We start from the raw sequence: 21,947 nt of genomic DNA, 5'->3' as shown, positions 1-21,947 counted from the left end.
TGCGCCGACGCTGCCGCCCGGCGGCAAATCCGCTAGCAGCTTAAGAAAACCGGCTCGACGGGCTGTGCGAGACAGTCGATCAGGTTACCGGGCCCACACAGATGCAGCGCGCCCACCACCACCAGGGTGCGCTCCGGCCGCCCGAGCAGCGCCGTCACGCGCGCCGCCCACGCGCGATTGCGCGCATCGAGAATGGCATGGCGGATGCCGGGCAGATTGAACATTGGCGACTCGACAGCGATCTGGTGCACGGCTTCCAGATCGCCATGCAACCACGCGGCGTGCATCCGCTCGAGCGTGCGCTGCGGTTCGCCGAGATCGGACATCAGCATGCCGAGCGCGGTGCCAACTGCTTCAAGCGAAATCGATTCGAGCGATGCCGCCACGTCCTGCGCGGTCTCGAGATACTGGTACGGTTTGGCTTGCGTGAGCGCCGAGCGCAGCATGCGCGGCTCGACGCCTTCGACGACCTGCTGGAACAGCGTCGGCGCGACGATCAGTGCGGCCCAAGGACGTAGCTCGACGAGCGGTGCCAACGGGCCCTCGACGGGCCACACAGCCTGGAGCTGATTCCAGGCATCGGCGGAGAGCAAAGGCCGCAACTGATCAGCACCGCCTTGCGCGGGAGCCTTGAGAAACGGCAGGATCGTCGGCGGATCGGATTCGAAGACCAGCGATTCGGCCCAGTCATACGCTTCGGCGATCCATGGCGGCGTTCTGCGGCTCGTCGCTGGAAACAGATGCATCGAGCCGAGCAGACGGACGTTGGTGCCGGTGAGTTGTAGGTACATGCAGCCTCGTGTAGACGGGCAATTGCGCAAAGCGGCAATCGGGCAATTCAATCAGCGGCGCGCGGGGCGGCGGCCCGACTCGCGGCCCCTCGCCATGCGGTCCGCACCGTGAACGCGACGAACAGCAGGAAAGCGATCTGCGAAACGTACAGGTCCAAGCGGATCGGATAGTGCAACGCGAACCATGAATTGTGCACCACGTCCGTGAAGATGACAGCGACGCAGAGGATCAGCCCTGCTCTCGGACTCAACAGCAATAGCAGAACCGTTAGCGGATCGATGAAGAGCAGCGACGTCCAGTAGATTTGTGTCAGCGGCGCCGCGCCGCCGTAGTCCCACCCGAGCCCGTGGATCAAAGCCACCTGCAGATGCGTCCAGGTGGCGCCGCAGAGACACAGCGCGTAGATCAGGCGCAAATAGAAGGAGCGGCGTACGGGGTTTGAGATACGCATGTCTTATCCGTTTTGCATTCAGGAAGGATTAAAAAAAGCCCCGACGTACGGGGCTTTTTCTTTTACGCAGCAAAAGCGGACAGTTTAATCGTCAACATTCGAATCATTCCGTGCCTCTTTTGAACGACTCCAGTTCGCCTATATAGCGCTCGTTTCGCACACCATTACTGCCGTAATATTCTTCCACTGACTTTACCCAGCGGCCAATCTCAGGCACATACCAGAACGCTTTATAAGTGCGTCCGGTCACCTGAACGGGGCCGGTTTTCTGTGCGTGAGTGATCATGGCGGTGTCGCCTTGCTGCGTCTGCACGGCTTGAGTAACGGTCTGAGTCGGCTCGAGTTGCGCAACCCATTCGCCTTCCGCTTCGACTTTAATCGCCTGGAATTTTCCTGCCGGTACCTCGACGGTTTCAGTATCCACCACCCGATACTGGCTGCTCCACTTTTGCGAAGCGAAGGTCTTGTTCGGATGCTGTTCCGTATATTCGAGGTTCCAGGTTTTGCCCGGCGATAGCGGGAAAGCGAACGGCCGATTGACGACCACCTCCGCGCCATTCACGTTGCGCTCTCGGCTCCAGTCGGCGCCTGCTATCACTTCGTTCGGCACCTGGGTCGAGCCCGCCTGCTTCGAGGTGTAATAAATGTGGGCAGGGGTTGCGCGCAGGACCGTCACTTCGTCGTGCGTCTGGCGCCATATTGAAGGCGTTTTCTCAAAGGTGTTGACGTAGGTCCACGAATCCCCGCCTTTAATGTCGGGAGGCGGCGCCGATTGCGCGATCGCCAGCAGTGGCAACCCAATGGTAAACAGCACAGCAGCGGTTATGTTTTTTTTCATCGGTCGTATGTTGTATTAACAGCGGGTTTGCCCTGCCCCGTGCTTTCGCGACCTGGAAACATCTAGAACCATTGCATCGTATCTCTAACGATGTTTCCGAATATGCGAAGCAGCCTGAGCTACTTTACATGATCGGCGTCGAACCGCCAGCGATCAATGCTTTATTCCGGACTCTAAAAAAACCTGGAATAAAATTGAAAGACAAAACAACAAAAATGAAAGACACAGATGACCGGTCACGGCTAACCGATAACAGTCGCGATGGCATGGACCTCTCAGGCTTGCTTGTATTGAGTCACTGCCCTCTTCGTGAATACAGACCGCACGATTCGAGAACGACCCCTCGCTGAATGCAGCCCGTCTTCGACGACGCTTTAATGTCACCGTGCGCTAAAGTTAACCGCGGATCTGTCGTTAAGAATATCGCAGACGCACGATCCATTTGACTTCCTCTATTCGACTTTCTGCGATACCGCAGGACTTCGCCGAAACGACGGGTGGGAAGGCCATATGGCTTACGAGCGCTGAAATCTTAATTACACGCTAACTCGGAAGCTGATCCCCTAAATGAACCTGAGAAACCTCTTTTTATTGCTGTCTATCGCAGCGTTGGCGGGATGCGCGACGACGCCGCCCATGTCGGTAACGAAGCAGGAGCAGCATGAACTTGGGCCGGTAGCCGGTGCGCTATTCATTCCCCAGAATAGCTTGTTGGTGACAGTAACGCCGACCAACGCCGGTGGCGCAGGCCTGCTCGGCGCGCTGATTGTAGCGGGCATCGATGCGGCCCGCCGATCCTCGGCAGAAAGCGCCGCCGCTCCGATGTTTGAGCAACTGCACGATTATGACTTCCGCGCCGTCATGAAGCAGGCGTCCAACGACGCAGTCGGCTCGCTCGAGACCATCAAGTTTGCAGCGCCACTCAATGTCGAGACTGTCAACTCGAGCACGCAGAAAAGAATCGTCTTTGACAATGCTTCAGCAAGCGCAGTCATGTTCGTCGATGTCGGCTACCAGTTGCAGTCTGGAAACCTTTATGTGTCCGCTAATGTCGTGATGTATCCGAAGTCCGACAACTTGCGGCAGTTCAGGAATAAACCGAACGATTCCGACCCGCTCAATTCCGGTAATGCCATATACCGGAAAACGTTCAACTACGCGAAGTTGAATGTGTCTGCTACCGACATCAAGCAGGGTTTGACGGAAGGGGCGAACAACATCGCATCCCAGCTCGCGGCCGATCTGAATCATCCCATTTGATTTGAAGTAGCGGTTGTTCGGCTGCGTGGTGCAACACGGTAAGCGCTGATGCCGGACACCGAAACGCGCCAGGTTGATTTCGGCGACAACGTCGCCGAAAAAAGAAAAGCCCCGACAAGTCGGGGCTTTTCTTTACATCAACTACTGGAGGCGCGAGCCGGAGTCGAACCGGCCTAAACGGCTTTGCAGGCCGCTGCATAACCGCTTTGCTATCGCGCCGCAAGCGGACTGGAATCTAGCTGCAGATTCTCAGATTTGTCTGGCGGGCGACCGTAAGGACTGACCCACCAAACAAAAAGGGAAGCGCTGCTTCCCCTTATGTATGGAGCGGGAGACGAGGCTCGAACTCGCGACCTCAACCTTGGCAAGGTTGCGCTCTACCAACTGAGCTACTCCCGCATTGCCCTACTTCACAACGCCTTGCACTTTTACTGCGCCAAACAACGCGTTGCTTCAAAATTTGGAGCGGGAGACGAGGCTCGAACTCGCGACCTCAACCTTGGCAAGGTTGCGCTCTACCAACTGAGCTACTCCCGCAATGTGCTGCTAACTTCTGCCTTGTTACTGCAACTACTCTCTTACTGCCACCGCGCTTCAAACTGCGTGCATCGGAGAAACGAGATTATGGAGAAACGACTGAAACGTGTCAACCCCTTTTGCGAATGTCTTTAACGGAAAAGATTTCACTCATGCTTGACCGACGTTCGGGCACGCTTCAGCCGCTCGGGCATCGCGCCCCGAACGTTTTCCAATCAGGCGACGCCACTCCGTTCGCGGATCTGCGGCCACGCGAGTTTCATGTAATAGAGCATCGACCAGATCGTCAGGAACGCGGCCAGATAGATCAGCCACAGGCCCCACACGCGCGTATCGACAGACACCCCACCACCGAACGGCAACGGCCCGTAGAACAGCAGCATCGGAATCGCGACCATCTGGCACACCGTCTTGAACTTGCCGAGCGAATTCACCGCGACACTCTTCGATGCGCCGATCTGCGCCATCCATTCACGCAACGCCGAGATGGCGATCTCGCGCCCGACGATCACCAGCGCGATCGCCGAATCGATCCGTGCGAGTTGCACGAGCACCAGCAACGCAGCCGTCACCATCAGCTTGTCGGCGACCGGATCGAGAAACGCGCCGAACGCCGAGGTCTGGTTCCATTTGCGGGCCAGAAAGCCGTCGAACCAGTCGGTGAGCGCCGCCAGAATGAAAATCGTCGCGGCGGCCAGATTGCGGTGCGCCGGGCTCATCATCATGTCGGGCAAATAGAACACGCCGACGACGAGCGGAATCAGGACGATCCGCAGCCAAGTCAGGAAAATCGGGAAATTAAACGGCATGGGCAGGCGCAGCGTCTGACAAGGGAGATGCAATTGTGCCGTGTCACAGGGCCTGCCACAAGCAAAGCGGCGCGCGGGGCCTGGCAGGCGCCGCGCCGGAGCACCGTTTGTCGGACACTTATCAGCCGCTTGCTGAGCGCTTCTGCGCGACCCATTGGCCGCACGTTGCCCGTCTGGGGCAGCGTGGCGTACTACAGATCAGTGCAATTGCCGATAGATCTGCTCAGCAAGCGCCTGCGAAATTCCTTCGACGCTAGCCAGATCCTCGACACTGGCCGCAACCACCCCACGCAGCCCGCCGAAGCGCGCCAATAGCCTCTGACGCCGCTTCGCGCCTACCCCTTCGAGCTCTTCGAGCCGAGAGGTCTGGCGAGTCTTGCCGCGCTTCGCGCGCATGCCGGTAATCGCAAAGCGGTGCGCCTCGTCACGAATTTGCGCGACCAGCATCAGCGCCGCGCTCTCCTTGCCAAGTTCGAGCGCCGCACGGCCGTCCGCGAAAATTAAGGTCTCGAGACCGACCTTGCGTCCCTCGCCCTTCGCGACACCGACCAGCATGCCGGTATCGAGACCCAGTTCGGTGAACACCTGGCGCGCGATTTCAACCTGACCCTTGCCACCGTCGATCAGCACGATGGTCGGCAGGATGCCGCCGGCCGCAGCCGGTTCCGCGGCATCCGCTGCGAGCGACGGGTCCGCAGCCGCGTCGCTTTGCAATTCGGCGGCTTCGTCCGCGGCGTTCGCAGCCGCCTGCGCGACCATCTTTTCGTAGCGACGCGTCAGCACCTGACGCATTGCCGCGTAGTCGTCACCGGGCGTAATGCCGGTGATGTTGTAGCGCCGGTATTCGGACGACTGCATCTTGTGATGGTGATACACCACGCACGACGCCTGCGTCGCCTCGCCCATCGTGTGGCTAATGTCGAAGCACTCGATACGCAGATGCGCGAGGTCATCGCACTCCATGCCGAGCGTGTCGGTGAGCGCGCGCGTACGGGCCTGCTGCGAGCCTTGTTCCGAGAGCAGGCGTGCGAGCGCGAGCCGCGCGTTCTGCTCGGCCATTGCGAGCCATGCGCGCCGTTGACCTTGCGGCTGGCGCAGCACCGTCACCTTGTGGCCGGCCTGTTCGATCAGCACGTCGACCAGTTCGCGCGTGGACGGCGCATGGCTGACCACGAGCACCGGCGGGACGCGATTGCCGATGTAGTGCTGCGCGATGAACGCCTCCAGCACTTCAGATTCGATCCCGCCGACGGTTGCACGGCCTTTGCGTGGCGCCGAAGGCTCGACTTCGGACTCGATCTCATCGCCCTCTTCACCTTCAGCCTCGACAGCAGCATCGGCCTCGTCGTCGTCATCTTCGGACGGCATCTGCCCGGCGATTGCGAGCGCGTCAGCTGCATCGGACGAAGCGTTCATGCTGTTCGCGGTCTCGTCAGACACCAGATCAGCATCGACCAGCAGTTCATCGTCGCCGCCTTGTTCAAGCCCGCCCTCGCCGACCGTCAATGCGCTTTCCACGTGCGACGGAAAATACGCCTTGTCGCCCAGATGCCGCCCGCCGCGCACCATCGCGAGATTCACGCACACGCGCCCGCCGAGCGCGACCACCGCGAGAATATCCACATCGCTATCGCCGCCGACTTCAATCGCCTGCTGATGCAGCACCGTCGACAGCGAACTCATCTGATTGCGCACCGCCGCGGCCTGCTCGAACTTCAGCTCGCTCGCGAACGCGTGCATTTTCTGCTCGAGCTCCTTCATTACCTCGCCCTGCCGGCCGAGCAGAAAGCGCGACGCATTGGCGACATCGCGCGCGTAATCTTCTTCGCTAATCGCCGCGACGCACGGCGCCGTGCAGCGGCCGATCTGATGCAGCAGACACGGCCGCGTGCGGTTGTTGAACACGGAGTCCTCGCACGTGCGCAACTGAAAAACGCGCTGCAGGATCTGGATGCTTTCGCGCACCGCCCACGCACTCGGGAACGGCCCGAAGTACTGGTTCTTGCGATCCACCGAGCCGCGGTAGTACGCCATGCGCGGAAACTTGTGACCGGTCAGCTTGAGATAGGGATACGACTTGTCGTCGCGAAACAGGATGTTGTAACGCGGCGCCAGCGCCTTGATCAGGTTGTTTTCGAGCAGCAGCGCTTCGGCCTCGGAGCGCGTGACGGTCGTCTCGATGCGCGCAATGCGCGTCACCATCATCGCGATGCGCGGCGACAGTTGCGTCTTCGTGAAGTAGCTCGAGACGCGCTTCTTGAGATCGCGCGCCTTGCCCACGTAAAGGACCGTGCCCTGCGTATCGTAATAGCGATAGACGCCGGGCAGATGCGGCAATTGGGCGAGCACTTTTTTCGGCTCGAAAACGTCAGTTGCTTCGGGTTCGGTCATGCAGGATCGGTTGGCTGGGACAGTGTCGCAAAGCCTCTGCTCACGCGCTGCGCGCTGAGTGGTCACTGAGGCGCGGAACCGCGGGCGAGTGCTTTAGAATCGCCAGTTTAGAGCATTCCGCGCGCGTTCGAACCCTGCTGCATCGAATGGTGTGATGCTCCCGTAGAAGCCGGCGGCTGAAGCCGCTTGCGTCGCCCGCCGGCAAGACCCTGCAGAACCCGACCGCGCCACCTGTTCCACTCTGCGACCACGCCACCATGTCCTCCGCTTCCTCCGTTAGGCCCGTTTCCGAACAACCCGCGGCCGCGCCCACAGGGATTGCCTGCGATATCTTCTGCGCGGTCATCGACAATTTCGGCGACATCGGCGTGTGCTGGCGTCTCGCGCGCCAGTTGGCGAGTGAGCACGGCTGGCAGGTGCGTGTGTTTGTCGACGATCTGCATGCGTTCCAGAAACTGTGCCCGTCGCTGGCGCTTGATCGCGCGCGCCAGGCAGTCGGCGGCATCATCGTCGAGCATTGGCACGAGCCGGCCCACGCGGGCGATACGCTCGAAGTGGCTGACGTCGTGATCGAGGCATTCGGCTGCGAGTTGCCGCCGATCTACGTCGCCGCAATGGCGCGGCGCGAGCGAGCGCCGGTCTGGTTCAACCTCGAATACCTGAGCGCCGAAGACTGGGTCGCGGATTTCCATCTGCGGCCGTCGCCGCATCCACGCTACCCGCTGACCAAGACCTTCTTTTTCCCGGGACTCGGCCTTGGCACCGGCGGCGTACTCAAGGAGCGGCATCTAGACGCCGCACGCGCGGCCTTCGAGGCCTCGCAACCGGAGCGCGAAGCGTGGTGGCTGAAGACCACCGGCCGTGCGCCGCCCCCGCCCGCGGCCACAGTCGTCTCGCTGTTCGCCTACGAAAACCCCGCCATCGACAGCCTGCTCGAACAATGGCGCGACAGCGCCGAACCGGTCGTTCTGCTGGTGCCGGAAGGGCGCATTTCGGGCGCAGTCGCGCGCTTTTTCGGGTTGCCGACATTCGCTGCCGGTTCGCACGCCGAGCGCGGCAGCCTCAGCGTTCACGCGCTCGCTTTCACCGAGCAACCGGGTTACGACACGCTCCTGTGGGCCAGCGACGTCAATTTCGTGCGCGGCGAAGATTCGTTCGTGCGCGCCCAATGGGCCGCCAAACCCTTTGTCTGGCACATCTACCCCCAGGCCGACGACGCCCATTTGCCGAAGCTCGATGCCGCGCTCGCCCACTACGCCCGCACCCTGCCCACCGAGGCGCGGGACGCCCTCGCGCGCTTCTGGCACGCATGGAACGGCGCGGGCCAGCCGGACTGGGCGGAATTCCAGCGCCACCGCGCGGCGCTGAAGCAGCGCGCGGCCGAATGGGCCGGCGAACTGGCCCAGGTGGGCGACCTCGCCGGAAATCTGGCCTTGTTCGCAAAAACTCAGTTAAAATAAGCGGTTATCCAACGGCCGACGACGCAAGCGCGGCCCGACCGTGGCGAGGTTTGGCAAACTCGTTTGACCAATTCATCCGGCAGACTCGTCTTGCAAATTCGTCTGGCAAATTCGCCCGGATAATGGAGCAAGACTCATGGGCCAGACTCAGGGACCAAACTCAGGGGCTAGACCCACGGGCCAGACCAATTCGCAAGGCAAACCCGGCAGGCCGATCCGCTTGCGCCGTATGCCGTTGAGCAAAAGTTGAAGCTACTTATTTCGTACAGGACAGTTTTATGAAGACCGCACAGGAACTCCGCACCGGCAACGTAGTCATGATCGGCGCAGACGCGATGGTCGTGCAAAAGGCCGAATACAACAAATCGGGCCGCAACTCCGCCGTCGTCAAGATGAAGTTCAAGAACCTGCTGAGTGGCGCAGGCATGGAAAGCGTGTACAAGGCTGACGACAAGTTCGACGTCGTCGTGCTGGAACGCAAGGAAGTCACGTACTCGTACTTCGCTGACCCGATGTACGTGTTCATGGACGCCGACTACAACCAGTTCGAAGTCGAAGGTGAAATGATGGGCGACGCCCTCCATTACCTCGAAGACGGCATGGCTTGCGAAGTCGTGTTCTACAACGAGAAAGCCATTTCCGTCGAACTGCCGACCACGCTGGTCCGTGAAATCATCTACACGGAACCGGCTGTCAAGGGCGATACGTCGTCGGGCAAGGTGTTGAAGAACGCCAAGCTGACCACCGGTTTCGAACTGCAAGTGCCGCTCTTCTGCAACATCGGCGACAAGATCGAAATCGACACGCGTACGCACGAGTACCGCAGCCGCGCCTAAGCGCCTGCAGCCTGAATCCCGCGGCGGAGCAAGTCCGGCGCGGCGAAAAATAATTGGCAAGAAAAAAGCGCCCACTTTGGGCGCTTTTTCTTTTTTGCGCCGCCGTGTATGGTTGTGGAAATCTTTACCGGCCCTTTCTCAAAAATGCCTGTCCGTTGTGCTTTCCTTCCTATCTTGCGTCAAATAAACCATTGATAAGCTTAAGTAATTGTCTGTGGCACAGTCCATGCTTCTCTCCGATAGAGGCCAGTAAGGCTTGATTCCCTCAACTCCGGAGATGCGACATGAATCACGACATCGCTGAAGGCAAGTGGAAGCAAATGGTCGGCAAGGCCAAGACAGCATGGGGTGAATTGACGGACGATGAATTGACCAAGGCAGAAGGCCGGGTCGACAAATTGGCCGGCCTGATCCAGGAACGCTACGGTAAGACTCGCCAGCAAGCGGAACTCGAGGTACGGCGTTTCTTCGACAGCCATCGGGATTTCTGACCGGTCGAATGAAGAAAATACAGGTGCCCCTCCACGCGTCACAACGCGTCAGGGCGGGCATCCACTGAAAAGCAAAGGACCAGAACTACGTGAGTCGAATCGCCCCAGATCCGCTTGCAGGCCGTGTTCCGCGGCTTGCGCTGCGCCCATGCCAATCGGGCCGCGGCTATCCCGCCGTCCCGGCAGGCGCTGCCCATGCGGTCCGGCATTCGACCGACAGTACCGGCCAGCCATCGCGCCCGTGTCGCGCGCCAGAGCACCGGCGCGGCGTATCGGGTATTCCGTCCATCCAAAAATAGCGCTCGCCATGCCACACGCCCTGATTGTTGAAGACGATCCCAATAGCCTGTCAGGCCTGTCCGCCATCCTCGCCGCCGACGGCTTCTCTGTCGACACCGCGACCACCATCGCCGAGGCCCGGGCCGCATTGACGCGCTTCATCCCCGACGTCGTGCTGGTCGACCTGAATCTGCCGGACGGCAGCGGGCTCGACGTGTTGCAGCACCTGCCCGCGCATCCACCCGGCGGCGCCCTGCCCGTGATCGTGATGACCGGCAACGCGACGGTCGAGAGCGCGATCGAGGGTCTGCGGCACGGCATCTGGGACTATCTGCTTAAACCGGTCAATATCCCGCGCCTGCGCAGCCTGCTCGCCCGGATTCCGCGTCCGTACGAGCTGACCGAAGAAGTCCAGACGCTACGCGCGTCGCTGCGCCGACTCGGTCGTTTCGGCTCGCTGCTCGGCCGCAGCGGTGCGATCCAGCATGTCTACGACACGATCGAACATATCGCGCCGACCGAAGCCGCTGTGCTGATTTCCGGCGAAGCCGGCACGGGCAAGCAGCTTGCCGCGCGCACGCTGCACGACATGAGCCGGCGCCGCAAAGGACCGTTCATCACGTTCGACTGCCGGACGGCGGCCAGCGTCGCGGCGCACCGCTCGCTCGACAGCGTGCTGTTCGGCCACGAACGCGGCGCGTTCAGCGGTGCCGAACAGCGCGAGCCGGGCCTGTTCGAGCAGGCCAGTGGCGGTACGCTGTTCATCGACGAAATCGCCGAACTGCCGCGCGCCCAGCAGGAAGCGCTGCTGCGTGCACTCGATTCGCAGACCTTCATGCGAGTCGGCGGCACGAATCAGGTGGCGACCGACTTCCGGCTGATCGCCTCGACGCGCAAAAACCCGCGCGCGGCGGTCGCCGACGGCAGCCTGCACGAAGACTTGGCGTTACGTCTCGAAGCGGCCGCGATATCGCTGCCGCCGTTGCGCGAGCGCGGCGACGATCCGACGCTGATCGCGCAAGCCGTTGTCGACGAGTTGAATCACGAAGCGATCACGCGCGGCACCTCGGAAACGGCCAAGCAGGTCGGACCCAACTTCCTGCGCGAGTGCCTCTCGTACGAGTGGCCGGGCAATGTGCGCGAGTTGCAGGATCGCGTGCGCCGCGCGTATCACGCATCGGGCGACGTCCTGGAATCGTTGCGCGCCGATGAAGCGGGCTCGGTAAACGGGCGCGATCTGAACGGCAGCCGCGTGCAGGTTACCGTCGGCACGCCTCTCGCGGACGTCGAGGAAATGCTGATTCGCGCAACACTCGATGCGGTTGGCGGCACACGCCATCGCGCGGCATCGCTGCTGGGGATCAGTCCGAAGACGCTGTACAACAAGCTGCAACGGATGCGTCTGAACTGACGGGATGAGGCCGGCTTCGCGGCAGGCTTGGCTTGAATTGAAAACGGCGCCTGAAAGAGGCGCCGTTTTTTTGTTCGATGCAAACGCTTGAGTTGTGGATTCGCTCTTTACCGGTTGCTCAAGCAAACGCACTGCGCAACAAAGTTTGCGCTTGCAGATACTGCGGCTCGGCGACCAGCTTGCTCCACTTGAGCGCCTTGCCGCGCGGCCGCATGCGCTTGAGCCGCTGCTGCGACTCCTTCGACGGCGTGAAGCGCAGCGCGTCCAGCACCTTCTCCGCTTCGTCCGGCTGATTGCAGATCAGCACCATGTCGCAGCCGGCCTGCAGTGCGGCGGTCGCGCCTTCCGTCAGCGTGCCGCCCTGGCGCGCGGCTTCCATCGAAAGGTCGTCGCTGAAGACCGCGCCTTCGAAACGCAATTTCTTGCGCAGGATGTCCTGCAGCCATACACGCGAAAAACCCGCCGGCTTCGAGTCGACCTGCGGATAAACAACATGGGCGGGCAGCACCGCCCCGAGCGACACATCGAGCCAGTCGTACGGCGCCGCGTCCTCGCGCAGGATTTCATCGAGCGAACGGTCGTCGACCGGCATCGCGACGTGGGAGTCCGCGTGCGCGAAGCCGTGTCCTGGGAAATGTTTGCCGCAATTGCTCATGCCGGCCAACGCAAGGCCGTGACTGAGGCTCTTCGCCAGCAAGGTCACGACGCGCGGGTCGCGATGAAACGAGCGATCGCCGATCACCTGCGACTGGCCGTAATTCAGATCGAGCACCGGCGTGAAACTCATATCGATGCCGCATGCGCGCAACTCAGACGCGAGAATGTAGCCCACTGCAGTCGTCACCTTCGTGGCGTGCAGCACGTCGCTGTCCCACAGCGTGCCAAGCTTGCCCATGGCCGGCAACACCGTGAAGCCGTCGGTGCGAAAGCGCTGCACGCGGCCACCTTCGTGGTCGACGGCAATCAGCAGATCGTCGCGAATCGCGCGAATCGAATCGGTCAGCGCGATCAATTGTGCGCGGCTCTCGTAATGCCGGGTGAACAGGATCACGCCACCGGTCATAGGATGGGCAAGGCGGCGTTTGTCGTCGTGGTTCAGCCTTGTGCCGACCACGTCGAGCATTACCGGTCCGGGAGTGAGTTTCATCGAATTCCGCTAGAAAAAGCTTGAAGCTAAGAGAGACACGGCCGACGTGCGCCGCGTTCAGAATATTTTTATTCGTCGCTGGCGGGTGCGTGGGGGGCCTCCGGCCCTCGCGCCGCATCCCCGGTTTCCGCAATCACAAACGACACCGCGTAATCGCGTTCGTCGCTGATCGTCACGCGCGCCGTGATGCCGCGCGCGTCGAGCCATTCGGCCAGTTCGCCCGATGCCACCACCATCGGCTCGCCGCTCGGTTTGTTGAGCGTTTGCAGCGCGCGCCAGGTCATCGGCCAACGCATGCCGAGGCCGATCGCTTTTGAGAAGGCTTCTTTGGCCGAGAACCGCGTGGCGAGAAATGCGAGTCCGCGCGCCGCCGACCGCGCGTGACGCGCGTGATACACGCGCAGTTCCTCCGGGCCGAGCACCTTTTCGGCGAAGCGGCCGTTGGTGCGTGTCATCACCGCGGCCACGCGGCTGACTTGAACGATATCCGTACCGATGCCGTAGATCGTCATGTTCGGCGCCGCGGCGTTACGCGCTTGCGCCGAGACGGGCGGCGACCATGATCGCCTTCATCTCGCGCACGGCGTTGTCCCACCCGGCGAAGATCGCATGCGCGACGATCGCGTGACCGATATTCAATTCGACGATGCCTTCGATCGCGGCGATCTGCTGAACGTTGGTGTAGTGCAGGCCATGACCCGCATTGACCTTGATGCCGAGCGTCGCGCCGAATTCGACGGCACGCACCACGCGCTCATATTCGCGCTGCTGTTCGGCGGGATCGTGCGCTTCGGCATAGCGGCCCGTGTGCAGCTCGATCACCGGCGCGCCCGCTTCGTGCGCGGCGCGGATTTGCGTTTCGTCCGGATCGATGAAGAGCGACACGCGCGAGCTCGCTTCGGCGAGTTGCCTGCATGCGGCGCGCACGGCTTCGAACTGGCCGACGACGTCGAGGCCGCCTTCAGTCGTCAGTTCCTGGCGCTTTTCCGGCACGAGGCAAGTGTCGTGCGGCTGCACTTCGCACGCGATGTCGAGCATTTCCTGCGTGACCGCGCATTCCAGATTCATGCGCGTTTTCAACAGCGGCCGCAGCTTGCGCACGTCGGCGTCGACGATATGGCGGCGGTCTTCACGCAGATGCAGCGTGATCACATCAGCGCCGGCCTCTTCGGCCATCAACGCGGCGCGGATCGGATCGGGGTAAGACGTGCCGCGCGCGTTGCGCAGCGTGGCGACGTGATCGATGTTCACGCCCAGGTCAATCACGTTCGGCGACGTAAGAAAGAAGCTCATAAGTTCTGCAAGTCGATCAGTATCTGGCGCGTCGCGAGCGGCGTGCCGCCAAGGTAAGTGTTGAGCAGAAAGCGCATCAGCGTTTTGCTTTGCGCCACAGTCTGCGCTCGATGGTAATCGTCCTTTTCCATATCGAGCAAGGTCTGTCCGGCGATCACCGGCCATTGCGCGGGCAGATCGTCCGATGCTTCACGCACGCCGCGTTCCGGATCGAACACGTAGCGGCCTTCGGCCTGCACCGCTTTGCGCGCAACGGTGCGATCGAGCGCCATCGCATAACCGGTTTCCCGCAGCAGCACGCGTTCGAACGAACGCAGCACCTGCACGGGCGGTTCGTCATGCGCGAGGCGCGTCATCGTGACGACGTAATGATGGAACAGTTGCGGATGCGGGTCTTCGCGTGCGCAGAATTTGACCAGCAGTTCGTTGACATAGAAACCGCAGAGCAGCGCGTCGCCCGCCAAAGGCAACATGCCGCCGACCCACTCTGCGCCGGTCAATGTGCGCACTTCGGATTTGCCGGTCCACGACAAGGCGAGCGGCTGGAACGTCTGCAGCACGCCGCGCAAAGCGGAGTGCGGACGCTTCGCGCCCTTTGCGACGAGCGCAAGACGGCCGTGATCGCGCGACAGCACGTCAATGATCAGGCTGGTCTCACGATACGGATAACTGTGCAGGACAAAAGCGGGTTGCTCAGCGATCCGGTAATCGGACGCGGAGGTGCGAGGCGCGCGGCGCGGCGGCGCTTTGCGCGGCTCGCCTTCGGCGCCTTGAGCGCCGCTTTGAGCACCCTGAGCGCTTTTGGCGCTCGATGAGGATTTTTTGGTACTGCGAGCCGGTTTGGACGGCTCGCGTGCCGGCGCTGCCGGCGCCGAGTCGTCCGGGTCAGCGTCGGAATTCAGCGTCATCCACGCGTCATTCGTACCCATACGCACGGAGTCCGGCTTCGTTGTCAGCCCAGCCGCTCTTCACCTTGATGAAGGTTTCCAGATACACCGGGCCGTCGAACAGCTTTTCCATATCAAGGCGCGCTTCGGTGCTGATCTGCTTCAGCTTGGCGCCCTTCTGGCCGATGATCATCGCTTTTTGCGTGTCGCGCTCCACCAGGATGGTCGCGAAAATGCGGCGCAGACGCCCCTCGGTTTCGAACTTGTCGATCAGCACGGTGCTCGTGTACGGCAGTTCGTCGCCGGTCCAGCGGAACACTTTTTCGCGCAGGATTTCGGCGGCAAGAAAGCGCTCGCTACGATCGGTCAGATCGTCTTCGCCGTAAATCGGTGCGCCTTCCGGCAGGAACGGCTTGATCGTCTCCAGCAAACGCTTGATGTCGTCCGCATTCTTCGCCGACAGCGGCACGATCTCGTTGAACTGACGCAGCGCACTCACCTGCTGCATGAACGGATACAGCGAGTCCTTATCCGACACGCGATCGAGCTTGTTCGCGATCAGCAGCGTGGGTACCGACGGCGGAATCAGGTCGAGCACCTTCTGATCGTCCGGGCCGAAGCGGCCGGCTTCAATCACAAACAGAATCGCGTCGACCGAACTCAGCGTGGACGTGACCGCGCGGTTGAGCGAACGGTTCAGCGCGCCGCTGTGCTTGGTCTGGAAACCCGGCGTGTCGACGAAGATGTACTGCGCGTCTTCAAATGTGTGAATGCCGGTGATGCGGTGGCGCGTGGTCTGCGCCTTGCGCGACGTGATACTGACTTTCTGGCCGACCAGCGCATTCATCAGCGTGGACTTGCCAACGTTCGGGCGGCCAACGATCGCGACCATGCCGCAGCGAAAACCAGTGGGAGTGGGAGCGTTCATATTCGGGCTACGGCAGGTTCAGATCGACGCGCGGGGAATGGCGCGCCGATGGAAATCAATGGCCCGCATCGGCGACGCGGGTTTGCACCGCGTCGGCTACGCCGGGTTCGTGTTCGATAGGTGCCGGCACGCCAGGCGTGGGCACGGCTGCGCCGGGTGTGGTTTCACGGCTGCGGTGTTTGTCGGCGCTGCGGGAGACGGCTTCTGGCTTGGCTTCTGCGCCCTTTGCGTCTGCGGGCTTCCCGGCTTCAGATCTGATTTCAGCAGATTTGGCGTCCGGCTTGTCGGCTGCCGCTTTGTCAGCAGACCTGTCAGCTCTCTCAGCGCGCTCCGACTTGTCCTGCCCGCTGTATTCCACGTGCGCGGCGCGAATCACCGCCAGCGGCGCGGACGTCGCGGTCAAGGTCTGCCGTTCGGCTACGGACTCCGCCGCCGGCGCCGAGCGTGTTTCACCCCGCCCGGCCCCGCGTTCGCTCTTGCGATCCGGGCTGCGCAAGTCGAGCGCGGCCTGTACGCCGGTCACGCCGGGCACGACCTCCTGCTCGGCATTCTTCGCCGCGCGGGCGCCCTTTGAACGCTTAGGCTTGGCGACCACGGCGGGCGCGGCGGCCATGACTTCGTCGAGCGCCTTCTTGGCCGCGGCCTGCTCGGCCGCGCGGCGGCTCGCACCGGAGCCGGACACCTTAACGTCCAGTTTCGGTACCGTGCACTCAACTTCAAATTGCTGATTGTGCGCCGCACCATGCGTCGCGACGACCGTGTAGGTTGGCAACGCGATCTTGTGGCCCTGCAGATACTCCTGCAGCAGCGTCTTGGCGTCCTTGCCGAGCGTGCGCGGGTCGATGTGATCGAGAATCGGCACGTAAAGGCGCTTGATGACCGTCTGGGCGGCATCGAACCCGCCGTCGAGGAACACCGCGCCCAGCACGGCTTCGAGCGTGTCAGCGAGGATCGACGGACGGCGGAAGCCGCCGCTGCGCAGTTCACCCTCACCGAGACGCAGGCCTTCGGAGATATTAAGGGCCTGAGCGATTTCGTAAAGCGACTGCTGTTTGACCAGATTGGCGCGGACGCGCGACAGGTCGCCTTCGTCCAGTTTGCCGAAACGTTGGAACAAAAGCGCAGCCACCGCGCAATTTAGAACGGAGTCGCCGAGAAACTCGAGCCGTTCGTTGTGCGTGGAGCTATGACTGCGGTGCGTTAAAGCCTGGCGCAACAATTCCGCATTGCGAAATTCGTAGCGCAGACGGCTTTCCAACGGAGATAGGGGCATGGGCAGAGTATAACGCGGGCGCCTGCCCCGGCGAAAACGCGGGACGGCCAGCGGAAAAAGCGTGGTGAAGCGACGTTACCGCAGATTCTTAAAGTAGCGTGATAACACGCCGCGACTGATGTGACCTAAGTGTGGGCCACCCGCGCGGCGTGCTGTGCGATCAAGACATGCGTGCTCAGTGGAATGAGCCGATGCGTTTCAGATCGCTGAAGTTCATCCAGATGAAAAACGCGCGACCGACGATATTTTTATCCGGCGCAAAACCCCAATAACGGCTGTCCGCGCTGTTATCGCGGTTGTCGCCCATCATGAAGTAATTGCCAGGCGGCACTTTGCAGATCACGCCGCGTGCGTTGTACGTGCAGTTATCGCGATACGGATAATCTTCCGCGCCGACGATGAACGGCGGCACGGCCGGGTTGTTCAGAATCGCGTTCTTGCGGCCGTCGAGATTTTCTTCGAATTGCTTTGCGTAGCCGAGACGCTCTTCGTCGAGGTAGTCAGGCAGCGGCGTTTCCGGCACCGGCTTGCCGTTGATCGTCAGTTGCTTGTCCTGATAAGCGACAGTGTCGCCCGGCAGACCGATCACGCGCTTGATGTAGTCGACCGATTCGTCTTTCGGGTAGCGAAACACCACCACGTCGCCACGCTCGAGCGGACGGCCTTCGGTGATCTTCGTGTTGGTGATCGGCAGACGGATGCCGTAGTCGAATTTATTGACGAGGATGAAGTCGCCCACCAGCAGCGTCGGCACCATCGAACCCGACGGAATCTTGAACGGCTCGACCACGAACGAGCGCACCACGAACACCACCAGAATCACCGGGAAAAAGCTCGCCGAATACTCGAGCCACCACGGTTGACGCAGCTTGTCGTCACGCAGACGGGCACGCGTTTGCGCCGCGTTTTCGTCGGCGAAACGCTCGCCGACGCGCGCCTGCTGGCGGTCGAACTCGGCGACCACGGCTTCCGCCGCGCGCCGCCGTTGCGGCATGAAAACCAGTTTGTCTGCGACCCATGCGACGCCCGTCAAAATGACGAGCACAAAAAGAATCAGCGCAAAATTCATAGGGTTCCGTTGTTCGTCTTATTTGTCTTCGACACGCAGAATCGCGAGGAAAGCTTCTTGCGGAATCTCGACGGACCCGACCTGCTTCATTCGCTTCTTGCCTGCCTTTTGTTTCTCGAGCAGTTTCTTCTTACGGGAAATGTCGCCGCCGTAGCATTTTGCCAGCACGTTCTTACGCAAGGCTTTAATGTTCTCGCGGGCAATAATGTTCGAACCGATGGTGGCCTGAATCGCCACGTCGTACATCTGGCGCGGAATCAGTTCACGCATTTTCGCCGCGACTTCACGGCCGCGATACTGGCTTTGCGAACGGTGCACGATCACGGACAAGGCGTCCACCTTGTCGCCGTTGATCAGCATGTCGACCTTCACGACGTCGGCCGCGCGATATTCCTTGAACTCGTAATCCATCGACGCGTAGCCGCGCGAGATGGACTTCAGACGATCGAAGAAATCGAGCACGACTTCGCCCATCGGGATTTCGTAGGTCAACTGCACCTGACGGCCGTGGTACTGCATGTTGATCTGGTTGCCGCGCTTTTGCGTACACAGCGTGATCACCGAGCCGACGTAGTCTTGCGGCATGTACAGATTCACGGTGACGATCGGCTCGCGCACTTCTTCGATCTTCGAGGGCTCCGGCATCTTGGCCGGGTTTTCGACCATGAGGATCGTGCCATCGCGCTGCAGAACTTCGTACACCACGGTCGGCGCCGTGGTGATCAGGTCCATGTCGAACTCGCGCTCGAGACGCTCCTGCACGATCTCCATGTGCAGCAAGCCGAGGAAGCCGCAACGGAAACCGAAGCCGAGCGCCTGCGACACTTCCGGCTCGTACATCAGCGAGGCGTCGTTCAGCTTCAGCTTTTCCAGCGAGTCGCGCAGCGCATCATACTGGTTCGCTTCGACCGGATAGAGACCGGCGAACACCTGCGGCTTCACTTCCTTGAAGCCCGGCAGCGGTTCGGCAGCAGGACGGTTCAACAGCGTGACGGTGTCCCCCACCTTCGCAGCGGCCAATTCCTTGATGCCGGCGATGATGAAACCCACCTGCCCCGCCGACAGCGATTCGAGGTTCTTCGACTTCGGCGTAAACACGCCGATATGCTCGACCGGATACTGCGCGCCGGTCGCCATCATGCGGATCTTGTCTTTCGGGCGCAGCGTGCCGTTGACGATACGCACCAGCATCACGACGCCCACGTAGTTATCGAACCACGAGTCGATGATCAGCGCCTGCAGCGGTGCTTCCGGATCGCCCTTGGGCGGCGGCACTTTAGCGACCAGTGCTTCGAGTACGTCTTCCACGCCGAGGCCGGTCTTCGCGCTGCAACGCGTCGCATCGGTTGCGTCGATACCGATCACGTCTTCGATTTCTTCGATCGCGTTCTCGGGATTCGCGGCCGGCAGGTCGATCTTGTTGAGCACCGGAATAACGTCCACGCCAAGTTCGATCGCCGTGTAGCAGTTGGCGACGGTTTGCGCTTCCACGCCCTGACTTGCGTCGACGACCAGCAACGCGCCTTCACACGCGGACAGCGAGCGGCTGACTTCATACGAGAAGTCGACGTGGCCCGGCGTGTCGATCATGTTCAGGTTGTAGATCTGCCCGTCACGGGCTTTGTACGTCAGTGCAGCGGTTTGTGCCTTGATGGTGATACCGCGCTCGCGCTCGAGATCCATCGAGTCGAGCACTTGAGATTCCATCTCGCGGTCGGACAAGCCACCGCAGATCTGGATGATGCGATCAGCGAGCGTCGACTTGCCATGGTCGATGTGCGCAATGATCGAGAAGTTACGAATATGATCCATTCAGTGCCGATCAAGCAAAAAAGGCGCGCTCGGACAATAGCGGAGCACGCCTTGTAAGTAGGTGAAAAACCTATCTATTTTAGCCGAAAAGGCTATCGCCCGGCGCATCTTGCAAGGCTCGGGCGGAAAAGACGGCTCAGGAGAGGCGTGAAACGGGGTGTGAACAGCGCACGTTCGCGCCTGTTTCGGACCCTTAACTGGATCCCGGATGGGTTACTACAACGCGCGCAGCAAGCGCGGCACGAACCCGCGCCACGTCAAGGTGATAGTGACACAGTTCGACGCCGTCACAGACCAGAACCGGAACCAGCTCGTTATAACGCGCTTCCAGCAAAGGATCCGTGTCGACGTCGATCACGACGACTTGCGCAGCGAATTCGGCCAGCAACGGCTCGAGCGCGGCGCGCATGTCGTCGCATAAGTGGCACCACGCGCGCCCGTAGAGCGTGAGTGGCGCCATTGACGTCATTTCTGGGCGCGCGGGCGAATCGGCACGAACTGCGTGTTCTCGCCGCGACGGACCAGCAACGCAACCATCTTCTGCGAGTCGAGATGTGCGGTCAGCTCGTCGAACTGCTTCGCGCTCGTGATATCCGTATCGCCCACACGCAGGACGATGTCGCCCTTTTGCAGTCCAACGCGCACGGCCGGGCCGTCTACCGCGTCGATCTGCACACCGTTGTGCAGTTTCAGCGCCTTCATCTGGTCGGCAGGGATATCGCTAACGGCAAGACCCAACACGTTCGTGGCGCGCTGCTTCGGCACCGGCGGCTTCTTATCATCCGCCTTGGTGGTCTTGTCCGGCTGCATCTCGGCAATCGTGACCGGCAGATCGCGCGTCTGACCCTTGCGCCAGATCGTAATGGTCGACTTGGTGCCCGGCTTCGTATCGCCGACCATACGCGGCAAGTCCGTTGCCGTGTCGACCGAATGACCATTGAACTTCAGGATGATGTCGCCCGGCTGCACGCCGGCTTTATCTGCCGGGCCACCCGGTTCGACGCTGCTGACCAGCGCGCCCTGCGCCTTCGGCAGACCCAACGAATCGGCAACATCTTTCGTGACTTCACCGATCGCCACCGCGATCCGGCCACGCACGACTTTGCCCGATGCCTTCAGCTGATCGGCCACGCGCATCGCCTCATCGATCGGAATCGCGAACGAGATGCCCATGAAGCCGCCAGTACGGCTGTAAATCTGCGAATTGATGCCGATCACTTCGCCCTGCATATTGATCAGCGGACCGCCCGAATTACCCGGATTGACGGCCACGTCAGTCTGAATGAACGGCAGATAATCGCCCGTATCGCGCCCCTTGGCGCTGACGATACCGGCTGTCACCGTGTTCTCAAGACCAAACGGCGAACCGATTGCCACCACCCACTCGCCCACCCGCACCTTGTTCGAATCACCGATCGTGATGGTCGGCAAGTTGGCCGCGCTGATCTTCACGACGGCAACATCGGTCCGATCGTCCACGCCGATCAGTTTGGCTTTGAACTCGCGCTTGTCGGTGAGAGTGACGTAAATGGTGTCCGCGTCGTCCACGACGTGCGCGTTGGTCATCACGTAGCCGTCCGCCGACAGAATGAAGCCTGAGCCGACGCCGCTGTTCTGTTCGGGATCGCTGTTATCCGGCGAGTCCTGGTTGCCGCCACTGCCGCTGCCACCGTTATCGCCACCGCGCGGCGAACCCGGCGATTGTGGCGACTGCGGCAACGGGATGCCGAAGAAGCGCCGGAAAAACTCCGACATGTCGCCGTCGTCCATGCCTGGCGGCAACCCGCCGCGGGCACCGCTGGTCGACACGCGCGTGGTCGTGCGAATGTTGACGACTGCCGGGCCGACCTTGTCGACGAGGTCAGTAAAGTCGGGCAGATTGGCTGCGGGAGCGGCCGATGCCGTGTGCGGCACGAGCGGCAAACACGCCGCTACCACCGCGGCCGCGAGGAATTTGCGCACCGAGAAAGTCGTCATATCGTA

The 21,947-nt window shown here is 61.3% G+C and carries 20 protein-coding genes and 3 tRNA genes; 5 read left to right on the top strand and 18 right to left on the bottom strand.

The features are described from left to right. Nucleotides 1–32 precede the first annotated feature (32 nt). The 3 genes from KHO30_RS21790 to KHO30_RS21780 form a co-directional block, all read right to left on the bottom strand. Nucleotides 33–791, bottom strand: a complete 759-nt coding sequence (locus KHO30_RS21790) for a TraB/GumN family protein (RefSeq protein ID WP_093640421.1) — start codon at nucleotides 789–791, stop codon at nucleotides 33–35. A gap of 47 nt (nucleotides 792–838) precedes the next feature. Continuing rightward, entirely contained in the window at nucleotides 839–1,243 is a 405-nt protein-coding gene (locus KHO30_RS21785) for a hypothetical protein (protein WP_093640424.1), read from the bottom strand. Between the two features lie 103 nt (nucleotides 1,244–1,346). After that, complete coding sequence (locus KHO30_RS21780) at nucleotides 1,347–2,081, bottom strand: hypothetical protein (protein WP_211702253.1); 735 nt, start codon at nucleotides 2,079–2,081, stop codon at nucleotides 1,347–1,349. Nucleotides 2,082–2,648: 567 nt separating this feature from the next. Here KHO30_RS21780 and KHO30_RS21775 point away from each other — a divergent pair. After that, the gene (locus tag KHO30_RS21775) at nucleotides 2,649–3,341 is read left to right on the top strand and encodes a hypothetical protein (protein WP_143131759.1); all 693 of its coding nucleotides are present in this window, start codon (nucleotides 2,649–2,651) and stop codon (nucleotides 3,339–3,341) included. Between the two features lie 145 nt (nucleotides 3,342–3,486). On the opposite strand, the gene KHO30_RS21770 is transcribed toward KHO30_RS21775, so the two are convergent. The 5 genes from KHO30_RS21770 to uvrC form a co-directional block, all read right to left on the bottom strand. After that, nucleotides 3,487–3,560 (bottom strand) — tRNA-Cys (locus tag KHO30_RS21770). 104 nt (nucleotides 3,561–3,664) lie between these two features. Continuing rightward, a tRNA-Gly gene (locus KHO30_RS21765) sits at nucleotides 3,665–3,740 on the bottom strand. A gap of 62 nt (nucleotides 3,741–3,802) precedes the next feature. Then, a tRNA-Gly gene (locus KHO30_RS21760) sits at nucleotides 3,803–3,878 on the bottom strand. A 215-nt stretch (nucleotides 3,879–4,093) separates the two neighbouring features. Then, a complete protein-coding gene (gene pgsA, locus KHO30_RS21755) occupies nucleotides 4,094–4,687 on the bottom strand; it encodes a CDP-diacylglycerol--glycerol-3-phosphate 3-phosphatidyltransferase (RefSeq protein WP_054036235.1) in 594 nt (197 codons plus the stop codon). A 198-nt stretch (nucleotides 4,688–4,885) separates the two neighbouring features. Continuing rightward, on the bottom strand, nucleotides 4,886–7,078 hold the full coding sequence (gene uvrC / locus KHO30_RS21750; protein WP_093640433.1) for an excinuclease ABC subunit UvrC: 2,193 nt from the start codon (nucleotides 7,076–7,078) through the stop codon (nucleotides 4,886–4,888). Nucleotides 7,079–7,335: 257 nt separating this feature from the next. Here uvrC and earP point away from each other — a divergent pair, with 257 nt between their 5' ends. From earP to KHO30_RS21730, 4 genes are all read left to right on the top strand, one after another. Next, nucleotides 7,336–8,538 carry an elongation factor P maturation arginine rhamnosyltransferase EarP gene (earP, locus tag KHO30_RS21745; protein ID WP_211702251.1) on the top strand — a complete coding sequence of 401 codons (1,203 nt, stop codon included), beginning with the start codon at nucleotides 7,336–7,338 and terminating at the stop codon, nucleotides 8,536–8,538. A 278-nt stretch (nucleotides 8,539–8,816) separates the two neighbouring features. After that, a complete protein-coding gene (gene efp / locus KHO30_RS21740; protein WP_093640439.1) occupies nucleotides 8,817–9,374 on the top strand; it encodes an elongation factor P in 558 nt (185 codons plus the stop codon). 284 nt (nucleotides 9,375–9,658) lie between these two features. After that, complete coding sequence (locus KHO30_RS21735) at nucleotides 9,659–9,865, top strand: CsbD family protein (RefSeq protein WP_200618380.1); 207 nt, start codon at nucleotides 9,659–9,661, stop codon at nucleotides 9,863–9,865. A gap of 307 nt (nucleotides 9,866–10,172) precedes the next feature. Next, nucleotides 10,173–11,555, top strand: coding sequence for a sigma-54-dependent transcriptional regulator (locus KHO30_RS21730; RefSeq protein WP_093640444.1), 1,383 nt, complete (start codon nucleotides 10,173–10,175; stop codon nucleotides 11,553–11,555). A 118-nt stretch (nucleotides 11,556–11,673) separates the two neighbouring features. Here the strand turns inward: KHO30_RS21730 and nagZ are convergent, their stop codons facing one another. The 10 genes from nagZ to KHO30_RS21680 form a co-directional block, all read right to left on the bottom strand. After that, a complete protein-coding gene (nagZ, locus tag KHO30_RS21725; protein WP_093640447.1) occupies nucleotides 11,674–12,702 on the bottom strand; it encodes a beta-N-acetylhexosaminidase in 1,029 nt (342 codons plus the stop codon). A 68-nt stretch (nucleotides 12,703–12,770) separates the two neighbouring features. After that, on the bottom strand, nucleotides 12,771–13,214 hold the full coding sequence (gene acpS, locus KHO30_RS21720) for a holo-ACP synthase (protein ID WP_200618379.1): 444 nt from the start codon (nucleotides 13,212–13,214) through the stop codon (nucleotides 12,771–12,773). A gap of 16 nt (nucleotides 13,215–13,230) precedes the next feature. Then, nucleotides 13,231–13,995: a pyridoxine 5'-phosphate synthase gene (gene pdxJ, locus KHO30_RS21715; protein WP_200652973.1), complete on the bottom strand. Its 765-nt coding sequence runs from the start codon at nucleotides 13,993–13,995 to the stop codon at nucleotides 13,231–13,233. After that, the gene (recO, locus tag KHO30_RS21710; protein ID WP_200564617.1) at nucleotides 13,992–14,924 is read right to left on the bottom strand and encodes a DNA repair protein RecO; all 933 of its coding nucleotides are present in this window, start codon (nucleotides 14,922–14,924) and stop codon (nucleotides 13,992–13,994) included. Before recO ends, pdxJ begins: the two co-directional genes overlap by 4 nt. Then, a complete protein-coding gene (gene era / locus KHO30_RS21705) occupies nucleotides 14,911–15,810 on the bottom strand; it encodes a GTPase Era (RefSeq protein WP_200652972.1) in 900 nt (299 codons plus the stop codon). Before era ends, recO begins: the two co-directional genes overlap by 14 nt. 55 nt (nucleotides 15,811–15,865) lie before the next feature. Then, nucleotides 15,866–17,083, bottom strand: coding sequence for a ribonuclease III (gene rnc / locus KHO30_RS21700; protein WP_211702249.1), 1,218 nt, complete (start codon nucleotides 17,081–17,083; stop codon nucleotides 15,866–15,868). A 175-nt stretch (nucleotides 17,084–17,258) separates the two neighbouring features. After that, nucleotides 17,259–18,152 carry a signal peptidase I gene (lepB, locus tag KHO30_RS21695; protein WP_054036224.1) on the bottom strand — a complete coding sequence of 298 codons (894 nt, stop codon included), beginning with the start codon at nucleotides 18,150–18,152 and terminating at the stop codon, nucleotides 17,259–17,261. 18 nt (nucleotides 18,153–18,170) lie between these two features. Then, on the bottom strand, nucleotides 18,171–19,964 hold the full coding sequence (gene lepA, locus KHO30_RS21690; RefSeq protein ID WP_093640463.1) for a translation elongation factor 4: 1,794 nt from the start codon (nucleotides 19,962–19,964) through the stop codon (nucleotides 18,171–18,173). Nucleotides 19,965–20,157: 193 nt separating this feature from the next. After that, entirely contained in the window at nucleotides 20,158–20,433 is a 276-nt protein-coding gene (locus KHO30_RS21685) for a glutaredoxin family protein (protein ID WP_211702247.1), read from the bottom strand. Next, nucleotides 20,430–21,941 carry a DegQ family serine endoprotease gene (locus tag KHO30_RS21680; RefSeq protein WP_211702245.1) on the bottom strand — a complete coding sequence of 504 codons (1,512 nt, stop codon included), beginning with the start codon at nucleotides 21,939–21,941 and terminating at the stop codon, nucleotides 20,430–20,432. The genes KHO30_RS21685 and KHO30_RS21680 overlap by 4 nt, the downstream gene beginning before the upstream one ends. Nucleotides 21,942–21,947 lie beyond the last annotated feature (6 nt).

Origin of the sequence: Paraburkholderia aspalathi, assembly GCF_905220735.1 — a bacterium.
Classification (GTDB): domain Bacteria; phylum Pseudomonadota; class Gammaproteobacteria; order Burkholderiales; family Burkholderiaceae; genus Paraburkholderia; species Paraburkholderia aspalathi.
Note: the sequence above shows the minus strand (reverse complement) of the source record. Positions and strands in the feature narration are given on the sequence as shown.